At 74.8% G+C, this 13,489-nt stretch carries 12 protein-coding genes; 4 read left to right on the top strand and 8 right to left on the bottom strand.

The genetic code is table 11. The features are described from left to right. Window positions 1-5: 5 nt before the first annotated feature. On the bottom strand, window positions 6-620 hold the full coding sequence (locus OHA34_RS21690) for a nucleotidyltransferase domain-containing protein (RefSeq protein WP_329518728.1): 615 nt from the start codon (window positions 618-620) through the stop codon (window positions 6-8). Window positions 621-674: 54 nt separating this feature from the next. On the opposite strand from OHA34_RS21690, the gene OHA34_RS21685 reads away from it, so the two are divergent. Both OHA34_RS21685 and OHA34_RS21680 read left to right on the top strand, forming a co-directional pair. Further along, window positions 675-3,773 (top strand): ATP-binding protein, encoded by a 3,099-nt coding sequence (locus OHA34_RS21685; protein ID WP_329518727.1) that lies wholly within the window; start codon window positions 675-677, stop codon window positions 3,771-3,773. A gap of 24 nt (window positions 3,774-3,797) precedes the next feature. Then, a complete protein-coding gene (locus tag OHA34_RS21680; protein WP_329518726.1) occupies window positions 3,798-4,988 on the top strand; it encodes an FAD-dependent monooxygenase in 1,191 nt (396 codons plus the stop codon). 25 nt (window positions 4,989-5,013) lie between these two features. Here the strand turns inward: OHA34_RS21680 and OHA34_RS21675 are convergent, their stop codons facing one another. The 5 genes from OHA34_RS21675 to OHA34_RS21655 all read right to left on the bottom strand — a co-directional run bounded on the left by OHA34_RS21675 (window position 5,014) and on the right by OHA34_RS21655 (window position 9,349). Then, on the bottom strand, window positions 5,014-5,310 hold the full coding sequence (locus tag OHA34_RS21675; protein ID WP_285939893.1) for a hypothetical protein: 297 nt from the start codon (window positions 5,308-5,310) through the stop codon (window positions 5,014-5,016). Then, window positions 5,307-5,918 carry a DUF5994 family protein gene (locus OHA34_RS21670; RefSeq protein WP_329518725.1) on the bottom strand — a complete coding sequence of 204 codons (612 nt, stop codon included), beginning with the start codon at window positions 5,916-5,918 and terminating at the stop codon, window positions 5,307-5,309. Before OHA34_RS21670 ends, OHA34_RS21675 begins: the two co-directional genes overlap by 4 nt. A gap of 194 nt (window positions 5,919-6,112) precedes the next feature. Continuing rightward, window positions 6,113-7,006: an alpha/beta hydrolase family esterase gene (locus tag OHA34_RS21665; protein WP_329518724.1), complete on the bottom strand. Its 894-nt coding sequence runs from the start codon at window positions 7,004-7,006 to the stop codon at window positions 6,113-6,115. Between the two features lie 252 nt (window positions 7,007-7,258). After that, window positions 7,259-8,770, bottom strand: a complete 1,512-nt coding sequence (locus OHA34_RS21660; protein ID WP_443029586.1) for a DEAD/DEAH box helicase — start codon at window positions 8,768-8,770, stop codon at window positions 7,259-7,261. A gap of 375 nt (window positions 8,771-9,145) precedes the next feature. Further along, window positions 9,146-9,349: a cold-shock protein gene (locus OHA34_RS21655; protein WP_285939897.1), complete on the bottom strand. Its 204-nt coding sequence runs from the start codon at window positions 9,347-9,349 to the stop codon at window positions 9,146-9,148. A 324-nt stretch (window positions 9,350-9,673) separates the two neighbouring features. On the opposite strand from OHA34_RS21655, the gene OHA34_RS21650 reads away from it, so the two are divergent. After that, window positions 9,674-9,901: a hypothetical protein gene (locus OHA34_RS21650; protein ID WP_285939898.1), complete on the top strand. Its 228-nt coding sequence runs from the start codon at window positions 9,674-9,676 to the stop codon at window positions 9,899-9,901. A 199-nt stretch (window positions 9,902-10,100) separates the two neighbouring features. On the opposite strand, the gene OHA34_RS21645 is transcribed toward OHA34_RS21650, so the two are convergent. Together OHA34_RS21645 and OHA34_RS21640 are read right to left on the bottom strand one after the other, a co-directional pair. Further along, complete coding sequence (locus tag OHA34_RS21645; protein WP_285939899.1) at window positions 10,101-10,781, bottom strand: response regulator; 681 nt, start codon at window positions 10,779-10,781, stop codon at window positions 10,101-10,103. Beyond that, on the bottom strand, window positions 10,748-12,091 hold the full coding sequence (locus OHA34_RS21640; RefSeq protein WP_329518723.1) for a sensor histidine kinase: 1,344 nt from the start codon (window positions 12,089-12,091) through the stop codon (window positions 10,748-10,750). The genes OHA34_RS21645 and OHA34_RS21640 overlap by 34 nt, the downstream gene beginning before the upstream one ends. Before the next feature lie 113 nt (window positions 12,092-12,204). Between OHA34_RS21640 and OHA34_RS21635 the strand changes: the two genes are divergently transcribed. Then, complete coding sequence (locus OHA34_RS21635; protein WP_329518722.1) at window positions 12,205-13,485, top strand: SGNH/GDSL hydrolase family protein; 1,281 nt, start codon at window positions 12,205-12,207, stop codon at window positions 13,483-13,485. Window positions 13,486-13,489 lie beyond the last annotated feature (4 nt).

Raw genomic sequence — 13,489 nt, 5'->3', positions numbered from 1 at the left:
CGACTTCAGGACGCGTCGCCGGGTTCGGGCAGGCGATCGAGCCAGGGGTGGCCGCCCAGGGTTGCGACGATGGCCGCCGCGAGCCATCGTCTCTGGCGGCCGGTGAGGACGGGCAGGGTGACGGCGAAGTCCAGCTCGTCCTTGGGACGGGGTGCTCTGGCCTTGTAGAAGAGCTGCACTTCGGGGGAGAGGTAGGGGACGCCGTCCGGGGACACGAGGCCGAGGTCCTCGATGGGGCGGCGAATCCGGTCGTCGCGGTGCGAGATCCAGGTCCGGTGTTCGGACTCGTCGAGCATGACCTGGATCCGCCAGGGCGCGGCGGGTCCGGGACGGCACCAGATGTCGTGGACGGACGGCGGCAGCGTTTCGCCCGGGCCCCAGGGGCGCAGCGTCCCGGGCGGGTCGGCGGCCCACCACTGCCAGGCAGGGAGGGCGTCCTGCACGCTGAGCTGGTCGCGGCGCAGGAGGAGGACGTCGATGTCGGCGTGCTCCCGGTGGACGCGGCCGATGGCGAGGTCGATGGCGTGGCCCCCGGCGATCCACCACGGGACGGCCAGGGAGGCGAAGAGCGCGGCCACCTCGGCGAGCGGCGCGGGGTCCCAGGGAGCGGTGTGCGGCATGGTCCTGTATATGGTCCGGACGAGTCTAGGACGAATGGGCTGATAATCGCGGGTATGCGGTTCGGGGTTCTGGGGGAGACGCGGGCGTGGCGGGCGGACGGGAGCGAGGTGCCGCTCGGCGGCCCGGCCCGGCGGGCGTTGCTGGCCCTGCTCCTCACGCGGCCGGGGGCGCCGGTCTCCGTCGACCGGCTGATCGACGGCGGCGCGGGCGGGGTGCGGGCGTTGCAGTCGCAGATGTCCCGGCTGCGGGCGGCGCTGCGCCCGGAGGCGGAGATCGAGCTGACCCCCGCCGGCTACCGCCTCGGGGTCCAGCCGGACGACGTGGACGCGTGGCGGTTCGAGCGGCAGGCGGGCGAGGGCCGGGACGCGCTCCGCGGCGGTGATCCCGAACGGGCGGCCGGGCTGCTGCGGGCGGCGCTCGGATGGTGGCGGGGCGACGCGTTCGCGGACGTGGCGGACGGGCCCGCGCGGGCGAGCGCCGAACGGCTGGAGGAGCGGCGGCTCGAAGCGCTGGAGGACCGGATCGACGCCGAGCTGCGGACCGGCGGCCGGCCCGCGGTGGTGCCGGAGCTGCGCGAGCTGGTCGAGCGGCATCCACTCCGCGAACGGCCGCGCGCCCTGCTGATGCGGGCGCTGCGCGACGAGGGCCGGCCCGCCGAGGCGCTGGTCGCGTTCGAGGACGCCCGGCGGACCCTGGCGGACGAGCTGGGCGCCGATCCGTCCGCCGAGCTGGGCGCGCTGCACCGGGAGCTGCTGGCCGTCCCGCCGCGCGGGCCGGCGGCGCCGCCCGCGCAGCTCACCAGTTTCGTCGGGCGGGACGCGGAGACGGCGGAGCTCGGCGCGCTGCTCGGCACCGTGCGGCTGGTGACGCTGCTCGGGCCCGGCGGGGTCGGGAAGACGCGGATGGCGGTCGAGATCGCGTCCGGCGAAAGGCGCGGGGAGGTGTGCTTCGTCGAGCTGGCGCCGGTCCGGGACGGCGCCGCACTGCCGCAGGCGCTGCTGGTGGCGCTCGGCCTGCGAGAGGGCGGGCCGCTCAGCGCGCCGGCCGGGCCGGTGCCGCCGCTGTCGCGGCTCGTCGCGGCGCTGGCCGACCGGCCGCTGCTGCTGGTGCTCGACAACTGCGAGCACCTGGTGGACGCCGTGGCGGAGCTGGCGCACGCGTTGCTGTCGGCCTGCCCTGGCCTGCGCGTCCTCGCGACGAGCCGCGAGCCGCTCGGCATCACCGGCGAGCACCTGTGGTCCGTCCGGCCGCTGGAGGGGGACGCGGCGGTGCGGCTGTTCGCCGACCGGGCCTCGGCCGTCCGGCGCGGGTTCGCGCTCGACCGCGACCGCGCGGCGGTGCGGCGGATCTGCGCCGCCCTGGACGATCTGCCGCTCGCGATCGAGCTGGCGGCGGCGCGCCTGCGCACCCAGGATCTCGCCGAGCTGGCCGCCGGTCTGGACGACCGGTTCGGGCTGCTGGAGCGCGGCGCCCGCACGTCCGACGCCAGGCACCGGACGCTGCGCGCGATGGTGGCGTGGAGCTGGGACCTGCTCACGGACGACGAGCAGCGGGCCGCGCGCCGGTTCACGATCTTCGCCGGAGGCGCCGACGCCGTGTCCGCGCAGGCCGTCTGCGGGGTCCCCAACGTGCGGGACGCCCTGGAGTCGCTGGTGGACAAGTCCCTTCTGGAGGTCACGGCCGGTCGCTACCGGATGCTGGAGACGATCCGCGCGTACGGGGCCGAGCGGCTGCGCGCGGCCGGTGAGGACGACCTCGCATACCGCGCGCACGCCGCCCGATACCTCAACCTCGCGCACACCGCCGGCCCGTATCTGCACGGCGGTGAGCAGCTCCGGTGGCTGCCGGTCCTCGCCGCCGATCACGACAACCTGCTGGCCGCGCTGCGCCGGACCGTCGAGGCGGGGGCGACCGGGACGGCGTTCCGGCTGCTCGGCTCGATGGCCGCCTACCTGTGGATCCGCGGGCTGTCGGCCGCGGCGGCGGGTGCGGCGGCGGCCCTGCTCGACCTGGTCGGGCCCGGCGCCCCGTCCGGCCTGGAGGAGGAGTACGTGGTCTGCGCGCTGGTCGCCGCCGCCGACCCCGCGACCGCGCGGGCATGGAGCCGGCACCGGCGGGCCGCGGGCGCGGCGATCGCGGCCATCGCGGCGGGGGCCGGGCGGCACCCGTTCGTCCCGTTCCGCTGGCTGATGGCCGCCGCGGAGCCGGACGAGGCGGAGACCGCGTTCGCGCTGATCACCGCCGACCTGGGCTCCGCCGAGCCCTGGGCGCGGGCCGCCGCGCACCTGATCTCGGGCTATCCGGAGCTGGCCGCGGGCGACGCCGTCCGGGCCGAGCAGGAGTTCACCGCGGCGCTCGCCGCCTTCCGCTCGACCGGCGACCGCTGGGGGACCGCGCTCGCCCTGGACTCCCTCGCCGGGCTCGCGGCGCTGTGCGGCGACCCCGGCCGGGCGATCACGCTCACCGACGAGGCGCTCGTCCTCAGCGAGCGGCTCGGCGCCGTGGACGACCAGTCCGACCTGCTGTGCAACCGCGGCGACTACCGGCTCGGCGCCGACCCCGAGGGTGCGCGGGCCGACTACGCGCGGGCCGCCGCTCTCGCCCGCCGCGCCGGACGGCCCACCTACCTGGCGGCGGCGCTGCGCGGCCTCGGCGACCTCGCGCTCCACGACGGCGACCCGGGCGGGGCGCGGCGGCTCTACGAGGACGCGCTCGACCGCTTCGACCCGAACTGGATCAAGAGCGTCGGCAACCGGACCCGCGCGCTCGTCGGCCTCGGCCGGGTCGCCGAGGCGGGCGGCGACCGGGCCGGGGCCCGCGTCCTGTACCGGCGGGCGATCGAGGTCGCGGCGGCGAGGGGGGCGCTCTTCGAGGCCGCCCGCGGCGTCGTCGCGCTCGCCGGCTCGGCCCTCGCGGACGGCGATCCCGCGCCGGCCGCCACCCTGCTCGGGGCGGCGCGAGCGCTGCGCGGGATCGCGGGCGACGCCGACGCCGACGCTCCTCGCATCGAGGCCGCGGCGCGCGCCGAACTGGGCGAGGGCCCCTACGGCGACGCGCACCGGACGGGGCTGTGGATGGGGCCCGCGCAGGTGCTCCGCCTAACCGGCCTGCCCGAGTCCGTCGCCGGTGAGCGCGCGGTGAGGGTGCGGTGAGCGGCCCCGGCCAGGCTCACCCGCATGAACCCCACCAGGAAGCACGTCCTCATCTCCGGGGCGTCCATCGCCGGGCCCGCGCTGGCCCTGTGCCTGAACCGGCACGGCTTCGCCACCACGATCGTGGAGAAGAGCCCCGCCCTCCGTACCGGCGGCTACGCCGTCGACTTCCGCGGGAAGGCCCACCTCGACGTGCTGCGCCGGATGGGCGTCCTCGGCGAGATCGAACGCGCCCGCACTCGGATGGGCGCCATGGCGATGGTCAACAGCGCGGGCAAGAAGCTGGCGAGCATGCCCGAAGACCTGTTCGCGGGGGACGTGGAGATCCTCCGCGGCGACCTTGCCCGGATCCTCGTCGACGCCACCCGAGAGCGCACCGAGTACGTCTTCGGCGACTCCATCACCGGGCTGGCCGACGGCGCGGACGGCGTGGACGTCACCTTCGAGCGGGCCGCGCCGCGCCGGTTCGACCTGGTCGTCGGCGCCGACGGGTTCCACTCCAACGTGCGGTCGATCGCGTTCGGTCCCGAGCGCGACCACGCGACCCACCTGGGCCTCTACAACGCGATCTTCACCACCGCCAACCACCTGGGGCTCGACCGCACCGGCCTCGGCTACAGCACCCCCGGCAAGACCGTCACGATGTACAGCGCGCGGGACAACACCGAGGCCAAGGCCGTGTTCTACTTCGCGTCCGCGCTCCTGGACCTGGACCGGCACGACACGGCGGGGCAGCAGAAGGCGCTCGCCGAGCGGTTCCGCGGCGGCGGCTGGGAGACCGACCGGCTCCTGGACGCCATGGCGGACGCGCCCGACTTCTACTTCGACTCCGTCGGCCAGATCCGCATGGACGCCTGGACGCGCGGCCGGATCGCGCTGCTGGGCGACGCCGCGTGCTGCCCGTCGTCGCTGTCGGGGATGGGCACCGGCCTCGCGGTCGTCGGCGCGTACGCGCTGGCCGGCGAGCTGGTCGCGGCGGGCGGCGACCACCGCACCGCGTTCGCCCGGTACGAGGCGCTGGTCCGCCCGTACGCGGAGGGGTGCCAGAAGTCGGGGGAAGGGGTCAGCAGGTTCATGGTGCCCGAGACCCGCTTCATGGCCTGGTTTCTCAACCAGAACTTCAGGCTCCTCCCCTACCTGCCGTGGAAGGGCATGATGGCCAGATCGGCCCGCCGGACCGCCGAGGCGATCTCCGTCCCCGCCTACGGCCTCTGACCTCCGGGCGCCCGGGGCGCGGCGGTCAGAGCGGTTCGGCGATCCACCGCCAGACGCGGCCGTCGTGCTCGGCGCGGACGACCTGGGCCCCGCTGGAGTCGGCCAGCTCGCCGACCGCCCGGATCAGCCGCCGGTGGAAGTCGCCCGGCAGCGGCTCCGGGCTCTGGCCGTCGATGAGGGTCACGGTGACCTTGGACTCGTCGCGGAGCTGCGCGGTCAGCCGGCCGCCCGGATCGAGCCGGACCACCACGATCATGTCGGCCCGGATCAGGTCGCGGCCGTCGCCCGTGGCGATCCAGACCTCGGTGTCCTTGCCGCTCAAGGGCGTTCCCTCCGCATCCCGCCGTCGTCGGCCCACTGGGAGATCTCGATCGGCTCGACCCGGTCGATGTCCTCGGCCCCGGTAGGCAGGATCTCATCCGACCGGCCGTCCGGCCCGGGGACGCGCGCGGTGGACACGTCGCAGGCGGCGAGGATCTCGTGCGGCATGGCGCTGTCCGTCCCGGCGGCGGCGCTCGCCAGTGCGGCCCGGGCCGGTGCCTCGGGGGCCTCCGGCGGGACGACCAGCAGCATGAGCTCGTCCGACCGTCCCCGGGTCACGATGACCATGCTGTCGATGTCCGGCAGCCAGCCCACCTTGATCATCCGCCCGCCGACCAGGAGGCGGCGCGGGACCTCGTCCCAGTCGGCGAGGTCGACGGTCAGCCGCAGCGGCTCGTCCGGGGCCCAGGGCAGACCGCCCACCAGCGCGGTCAGTTCGGCGACCGCGTCGCGGGAGCGCGGCCACCAGCCGCCGTCGAGCGCGCCCCTGCGCTCCGGGCCGGGGGCCAGCGTGAGGCGCGGCTCCCGCGCGCGCTCCGGCCCGGCCGGCTCGTCGCCGGGCGGCGCGGGCGACCGCCGTGCGGCTGCGAGATCATAGATACGGGCCATATCGCGGGCCCCGTTCTCGGCTCCGTGCGGAACCGGATGGTCACTCGCCGAGGACGACGCCGACGTGACGGTCCGCGTTCGAGATGCCCCCGGTCCCTCCAGCCTACGTCGCGGGACGCCCGAACGGCGGTGGCGTGACGGCCGCTACGCCGGCCTTCCCGCCGGGCGCGCCACCTGACCGTCGGCGCGGAGCGTCACGGGCGGACGTGCTTGGTGAAGAAGTCCCAGATGAGCGGACTCGCGGCGACGCCCTTGCCCGTCCCGTCCGGCCAGGTGTGCCCGCCGTCGAAGATCGTGCAGAACTCCACCTGGCTGGAGCGGACCGCGCCGAGCGAGGTGCGGCACACGGTGGACGCCGCGTCCAGCACGATCCGGTCCAGCGGGGGCAGCCGGTCGATCGACCGCCAGAAGTCCATCACCGCCTGGACCGGCGGGAACGGGACGTGGTTGTTCCAGTCCTGGTCGCCGCCGCCGCCGAACGGCACCGACGGGTCCGCGGTGCCGTGCACGGCGATCAGCGACACCGGGCGCTCCGGCTCGCACGGGACGGCCAGCGAGCCGGACACCACGCCGATCGCCGCGATCCGGGTGGACCGCTCGCAGGCGTACCGGTAGGCCATCCCGCCGCCGTTGGAGAAGCCGGTCAGGTAGATCCGCCGCGGATCGGCCAGCCCCTCCCGGACCAGCGTGTCGATCAGCCGGTCCAGGAACCCGACGTCGTCGATGCCGGCCATCCGGGCGAACCAGCAGCAGCCGCCGGCGTTCCAGGTGCCGAAGAAGCCGTTGGGGTAGGCGGTCACGAACCCCTTCTCGTCGGCCAGCGCGTCGAACCCGGTCGAGTCGCGGATGTACTGCATGTCGTTCAGCCCGCCGTGCAGGGCGATCACCACGGGCCGCGGGCGGGCCTTCCCGGGCGGGACCCGCAGCAGGTACTCGCGTTTCCATCCGTCGTCCATCGTCACCGAGCGCGTGTACGAGCCCGGCGCGAGCCGTGCGGTTGCGGACGTGGCCCCCGAGGCGGTTCCGGACGCCGCCAGCAGGGCGGCGAGCAGAACCCACGTGATCACGATGTGCGTCACAGACCTCATGGCGGAGATCATCCGGCGGCGGGCCGGGGGACGGCTATACCCCGGGCGAGCGATTGCTCGGGCAAAGTGCGCGCCCAGGTGCATAGCACGCCGGAACGCTCCCGTCCGATCGCGTTGAGTCGCGATCGGACGGGACGCGGCGGAGGAATCGCTCGCGCGGCCCCGGACGGCGAGACCGTCCCGGACGGCGAAACGGCCCCGGACGGCCGAAGGGCCCGGCGAGATCGCCGGGCCCTTCTACAGATCGTCGCGTCAGGTGTTGCTGGACGAGGCGAGCGCTCCGGAGCGCCCGTCACGGCCACGGGACGAGGAACGGCGCCCGTGTCCGCCGCGGCCTTGGCCGCCACCGGCACTGTTGCCGCTGGCGCCGCCGCCGCTGCCACCGCGACGGCGTCCGCCGCCACCGCCGCCGCCGCGCCGGTTGCCGCCGCCCTGGGGGCGTTCGGCGGCGGGCGGGGCCGGGAGCGTGACCGGGACGCCGGACGGCGGGCGGGCGCCGGTGATCCGGGCCAGCTCCTCGTCGCCGGGACGCACCCGCGTGGTGGTCGGGGTGATCCGGGCGAGCGCCATCAGCCGGTCCATCTCGCGCCGCTCGGCGGGCACGACCAGGGTGACCACGGTGCCGGACTCGCCCGCGCGGGCGGTCCGGCCGCCGCGGTGCAGGTAGTCCTTGTGGTCGGTCGGCATGTCGACGTTGACGACCAGGTCGAGTCCGTCGATGTGGATCCCGCGCGCCGCGACGTTGGTCGCGACCAGCACGGTGACCTGCCCGGTGCGGAACTGCTCCAGCGTGCGGTTGCGCTGGGGCTGGGACTTGCCGCCGTGCAGCGCCGCGGCGCGCACGCCGCTCGCCAGCAGCTTGCGGGCGAGCCGGTCGGCGCCGTGCTTCTTGCCGACGAACATCAGCACCCGGCCCTCACGTGCGCCGATGTGCACCGTGGTGTCGTGCTTGTCAGTCTCGGTGACGTGGAGCAGGTGGTGCTCCATCGTGGTGACCGCGCCCGCCGACGGGTCGACCGAGTGGGTCAGCGGGTCGTTCAGGAAGCGGCGGACCAGCCGGTCGACGTTGCGGTCGAGCGTCGCCGAGAACAGCATCCGCTGCCCGCCGGGCACGACCTGGTCGAGCAGCGCGGTGACCTGCGGCAGGAAGCCCATGTCGGACATCTGGTCGGCCTCGTCCAGCACGGTGATGTCGACCCGGTCGAGCCGGCAGTCGCCGCGGTCGATCAGGTCGGCGAGCCGTCCGGGCGTCGCGACCAGCACCTCGGCGCCGCGCTTGAGCGCGCTCGCCTGGCGGCCGAGGGACATCCCTCCGACCACGGTGACCAGCCTGAGCCGGACCGCGTCGGCGTACGGAGTGAGCGCGTCGGTGACCTGCTGGGCCAGTTCCCGGGTCGGGACCAGCACCAGCGCGAGCGGCTGCTTCGGCTCGGCGCGCCGGCCCGCGGTGCGAGCCAGGAGCGCGAGGCCGAAGGCGAGGGTCTTGCCGGAGCCGGTCCGGCCGCGGCCGAGGACGTCCCGGCCGATCAGCGTGTTGGGCAGCGTCGCCGCCTGGATCGGGAACGGCGCGGTGACGCCTTCCCGGGTGAGCGTCGCCAGGAGCGCCGCGGGCATGTCGAGCTCGTCGAAGGCCTCCACCGGCGGCAGCGCGGGCGTGGTGCTCTCCGGCATGGCGAACTCGGTGCTCTGGTTCTGCCGCTGCTGCGGGGCCGCCGGGCGCCGGCCGCGGGGCCGGGACGAACGTGAACGTGCGTTGTGGGGCATGCGGGGAAAAAGACCTTCCTCGGGTGGCACGTGTCGAGGAGTGCTCCGCTGCACGGGGCCGCACGATCGCAGGGCCGGGCGAAGAAGTCTCAAGAACGAGCCGGTGGGAATGACGGGCGGTGCTCGTGCCGCCGATCGTGGGGAACGGCCTCATCGCCGTGGGGCGGGGCCGAAGTCGAGAGCACACGATATCCGTGTGCGGGGCGCTGTCGAGCGCGCCGTCGAGCCGGTGCTGCACAATCGGTACCGGCCGATCAGGTGTCGCCTGATCAGTGCTGCCCGATCGGTGGTGCTGGGGCCGAAGTGGCGGCTCGGCCGGGCCGGAGGGTCACGACGGGCCGCGGCCGGAGGCCGCGACCCGCCGTTCACACATACTTAGGCGGGGACGATGTTCTCCGCCTGGAGGCCCTTCTGACCCTGGGTGACGTCGAACGACACCTTCTGGCCCTCCTGAAGCTCGCGGAAGCCCTGGGCCGCGATGTTGGAGAAGTGGGCGAAGACGTCGGGGCCGCCGCCGTCCTGCTCGATGAAGCCGAAGCCCTTTTCGGCGTTGAACCACTTCACGGTACCGGTGGCCATGGTGTTTCTCCTTCTGGGCCAATGCCCGGGCTCGCACCCTGCGAGTCCGGAGTCGCCGCGATGATCCCATCCGGAAGATCCAGAACAACAAAAAATGCGCCTGAGGTAAGTACCAGCAGGCGCACACAAGAGTCTATGAGAACCGCAACTCTCCGGAGTCTAGCACGCATCCGGGGGAGATCGCCAAGGCTGATCGCTTCGTGTCCGAAAACCCTTGGCCACAGGGGGTTTCGGGGACGCGCGCGCGAGCCCGCCCGCAGGTCCGCGCAGGTTACTGGCCCAAGAACGCCCCGTTATGGCCCAGCTGGGCGCATACTGGGAATGATGAAAGCACCCCGAGCCGTGACCCGGCGACACCTGCCCACCAGTCCCTTCAAGCCTCCGCCCGCGGCCCCGCCTGTCGAGCAGTTCGCCGTGGACGACCGGGTGAGCCACGACAAGTACGGCCTCGGCCGTGTCATCGGCGTCGTGGAAGACACCACCGTTCTGGTCGACTTCGGAACCCAGAAGGTGCGGATCTCCGCGCCGTTCGCCAAGCTCTGCAAGCTCTGACTCCCGGGGCCGCACCGCCGCGGCCCCGCCGGAGTCGGCACGGACCGGCCGCGGGGCCGTCGTCTCGGCCGCCGCCCAGGCCGCCGGGCCGGTCGGCCATTCCGCCGTACCCTGAACGCCGCGCGGCATCACGCGGCGTGCTTCCTTCATGCCCGCCCGCCGGTCCGCTCACCTGTCGGCCCGCCGGTCCGCCCGGCCGTCAGCGGCGGGGCGCCGTGCCGCGCAGGTAGGCGAGGACGGCGAGGACCCGGCGGTGGGTCTCCTCGGTCTGCGGCAGGTCGAGCTTGGTGAGGATGCTCCCGACGTGCTTGCCGACGGTCGCGTCGGAGATGACCAGGTGCTGGGAGATCGCGGCGTTGGAGTGCCCCTCGGCGATCAGCGCGAGGACCTCGTGCTCGCGCGGCGACAGTGCCGACAGCGGGTCGCGGTGGCGGCGCAGGAGCTGCCGGACGACCTGCGGGTCGACCACGGTGCCGCCGGCCACGACCTGGCGGAGCGCGGTGATGAAGTCCTCGATGTCGACGACCCGGTCCTTGAGCAGGTAGCCGACCCGGCGCCCGTCGCCCGAGTCGAGCAGGTCGGTGGCGTAGCTCGACTCGACGTACTGGCTCAGCGCGACCACGGCCAGGCCCGGGTGGTCGCGGCGCAGGTCGACCGCCGCGCGCAGCCCCTCGTCGCTGAAGCCCGGCGGCATCCGGATGTCGGTCACGACCAGGTCGGGGGCGTGCTCGGCGACGGCGGCCCGGAGCGCCGCGGCGTCGTCGACCGCCGCGGCGACCTCGAACCCGAACCTGCCGAGCAGCCCGGACAGCCCTTCGCGGAGCAGCACCCCGTCCTCGGCGAGCACTACCCGGACGGCGGCTGTCGGTTCAGGCTGCACGGAAGCTCCACACGTAGGACCGTCGGCCCCCCGGTCGGGCTCGACAGGAACATTCTGCCGTCGATGACGGCGACCCGGTCCGCGAGGCCGGTCAGGCCGGTCCCGCCGGCCGGGTCGGCGCCGCCCGTCCCGTCGTCCTCGGCCTCGACGGTGAGCAGCCCGTCCAGCCAGCGGGCGGTGACCCGGACCCGCCCGGCGCCGCCGTGCTTGGCGGCGTTGGTGAGCGCCTCGGCCACGACGAAGTAGGCGGTCGCCTCCACGTGGGCGGGGAAGCGGCCGGGCAGTTCGGCGTCGACCGTCACGGCCGGCGCGGCCTGGTCGGCGAGCTCGCCGAGCGCGGCGGGCAGGCCCCGGTCGGTCAGCACCCGCGGGTGGATCCCGTGGATCAGCTCCCGCAGCTCCACCATGAGCCGCTTGGCCTGCGCGTGCGCGGTGTCCATGCTGCGTGCGGCGGGCGAGCCGGGCGGGACGTCGAGCCGGGCCAGCCCGATCTGGAGGGTCAGCCCGATCAGCCGCTGCTGCGCGCCGTCGTGGAGGTCGCGTTCGATCCGGCGCCGTTCGGCCTCGAACGCGTCGACCAGCCGGGCCCGCGAGCGCGACAGCTCGACCAGCTCGACCCGCAGCAGCTCGCTGGAACCGCGCCGCAGGAGCGCCCGCGCGAGCAGGCCGTGCGCCCCGGCGATCAGCGCCAGCCCGTACGGGACGGCGGGCAGCAGCACCAGCGCGCCGAGCGCGTACGGCAGCGCGTCGCCGGGCGTGCCGATCGTCGCGGGGCCGAGCGCCACCGGGCCGTCGCCGCCCTGGGCCAGCAGCGGGCTCACCAGGCAGGCCAGCAGCCACAGCAGGGCGAGCGCGAGGGCGGCGTACAGGACGGGGGCGACGGTGACGAGCAGGCAGGCGTAGCCGAGCTCGCGCCACGTGGCGGGCTCGGCGTACCGGGTCCGCAGCCAGCGCAGCGGCCCCGGGCCGGACGGGCGGCGGTGCCCGGAGCCGATCGGGGTCAGGTCGATCATGCCCAGGCGGCGGCGTTCCAGCTCCGCGAGCGGGACGGCGACCAGCGGGCCGATCCCGGCGATCAGCAGCACGCCCACCGCGACGAGGAACGCCGCCTGCACGAGGGACGTGGCCCGTCCGCCCATCGGCGCCGCGATCAGCAGCGGCAGGCCGATGAGCGTCAGCGGCACCGCCGCCAGCGCCGCCGCCGGGACGCTGGTCAGCAGGTAGCCGGCCGACCGCCACGGCCAGCCGCTGAGCAGGAAGCGCCACCGGAGGACGGCTTCCAGCGGGGTTCGCGGGGGGAGGGGACGCACGCACGTACGTTAATCGACGCCCGGGAGCGCGCCGCCGGGGTAGTGCTGGCCCTACCTCGAAGTTGGTGGGGCGCCCTGATGCCGCCGTCCCGTCCGGCTAGTGGGATCTAGACATGAACTTCACGCGTCACACACGGTCGTTCCGGATCCCGCTCGCCGTCCTGGGCGGCACCGCGCTGACCGGTGGGCTCGTCTACGCGGCGACCGCGTCCGCTGCGGCGCCCGCCGCGCCGGGCGGGTGGGTGCAGAGCTGGGCCGCCGCGCCGCAGCGGCCCGTCGCCGGCAATGAGGACGACGGCGCCAACTGGTCGACGACCGGCTTCAAGGACCAGTCCCTGCGGCAGGTGATCAGGGTCGGGCAGGGCGGCGCGCGGGTCCGGATCCGGCTCTCCAACCGGTATGGGACCAAGCCGCTGAAGGTCGCCGGCGCTACGGTCGCCCGGTCGGCCGGGGGCGCCCAGGCATGGCCGGACACCTCCGCGCGGGTCACGTTCGGCGGCGCGGCGTCGGTCATGGTGAAGCCGGGCGCGGAACTCGTGGGCGACCCGGTCGCGCTGTCCACCTCCCCGCTGGAGAAGCTGGCCGTCACGTTGCGCTTCACCAGCGCGACCGGGCCCGCCACGTTTCACCGCTTCACCACCCAGGCCGCCTACCTGGCCAAGGGCGACCACACCGCCGATCCCGCCGGCGGCGCCTTCACCGCGTCCACCGACGCGCTCTACTACCTGACGGGCGTGGACGTGGCCGGCGGGAAGGTCGCCGGGACCGCGGTGGCGTTCGGGGATTCACTCGTCGACGGCACCGGCTCCACGGGCGAGGGCCGCTGGCCCGACGTCCTCGCCGGGCGGCTCCTCACCGCCGGACGCCCGGCGACCTCCGTCAACGCGGGGATCGCCGGCAACCAGCTCCTCGCCGACTCGCCCTGCTTCGGCGACAAGGCCCTCACCCGGTTCCGCAAGGACGTCCTGGACGTGCCGGGCGTCCGTTCCGTGCTGATCCACCTGGGCGCCAACGACATCGGCGCGTCCCAGGTGCAGAACGAGTGCCAGCGGCGGGCCGCCCCGGTGACGCCGCAGGAGCTGATCGCGGGCCACCGGGAGCTCATCCGCGCCGCGCACTCCCGCGGTGTCAAGGCCACCGGCGTGACGGTGCTGCCGCTGAAGGGCGCGCTGTTCCCGATCTGGAGTCCGGAGGGCGAGAAGGCCCGCCAGGGGCTCAACCACTGGATCCGCACCAGCGGCGAGTACGACGCCGTCCTCGACGCGGACAGGGCGATGGCGGGCCCCGCCGACCCGGACCGGTCCCTGCTCGCCTACACCTTCCAGGACGGCCTGCACCCGAACGACGCCGGCCACCAGGCGATCGCGCGGGCCGCCGACCTCGGCGCCCTGTGACCCG

It is taken from the genome of Spirillospora sp. NBC_01491 (assembly GCF_036227065.1).
Lineage (GTDB): Bacteria > Actinomycetota > Actinomycetes > Streptosporangiales > Streptosporangiaceae > Spirillospora > Spirillospora xylanilytica.
This window is presented reverse-complemented; position numbering and strand designations above follow the sequence as displayed.

Bases quoted from the DNA above. Each gene is read 5' to 3' on its own strand.
- OHA34_RS21660 (WP_443029586.1), bottom strand. From the start codon at position 8,770: ATGCCCCACAACGCACGTTCACGTTCGTCCCGGCCCCGCGGCCGGCGC.
- OHA34_RS21670 (WP_329518725.1), bottom strand. From the start codon at position 5,918: ATGGCCCGTATCTATGATCTCGCAGCCGCACGGCGGTCGCCCGCGCCG.
- OHA34_RS21690 (WP_329518728.1), bottom strand. From the start codon at position 620: ATGCCGCACACCGCTCCCTGGGACCCCGCGCCGCTCGCCGAGGTGGCC.
- OHA34_RS21680 (WP_329518726.1), top strand. From the start codon at position 3,798: ATGAACCCCACCAGGAAGCACGTCCTCATCTCCGGGGCGTCCATCGCC.
- OHA34_RS21650 (WP_285939898.1), top strand. From the start codon at position 9,674: ATGAAAGCACCCCGAGCCGTGACCCGGCGACACCTGCCCACCAGTCCC.
- OHA34_RS21665 (WP_329518724.1), bottom strand. From the start codon at position 7,006: ATGAGGTCTGTGACGCACATCGTGATCACGTGGGTTCTGCTCGCCGCC.
- OHA34_RS21635 (WP_329518722.1), top strand. From the start codon at position 12,205: ATGAACTTCACGCGTCACACACGGTCGTTCCGGATCCCGCTCGCCGTC.
- OHA34_RS21685 (WP_329518727.1), top strand. From the start codon at position 675: ATGCGGTTCGGGGTTCTGGGGGAGACGCGGGCGTGGCGGGCGGACGGG.
- OHA34_RS21655 (WP_285939897.1), bottom strand. From the start codon at position 9,349: ATGGCCACCGGTACCGTGAAGTGGTTCAACGCCGAAAAGGGCTTCGGC.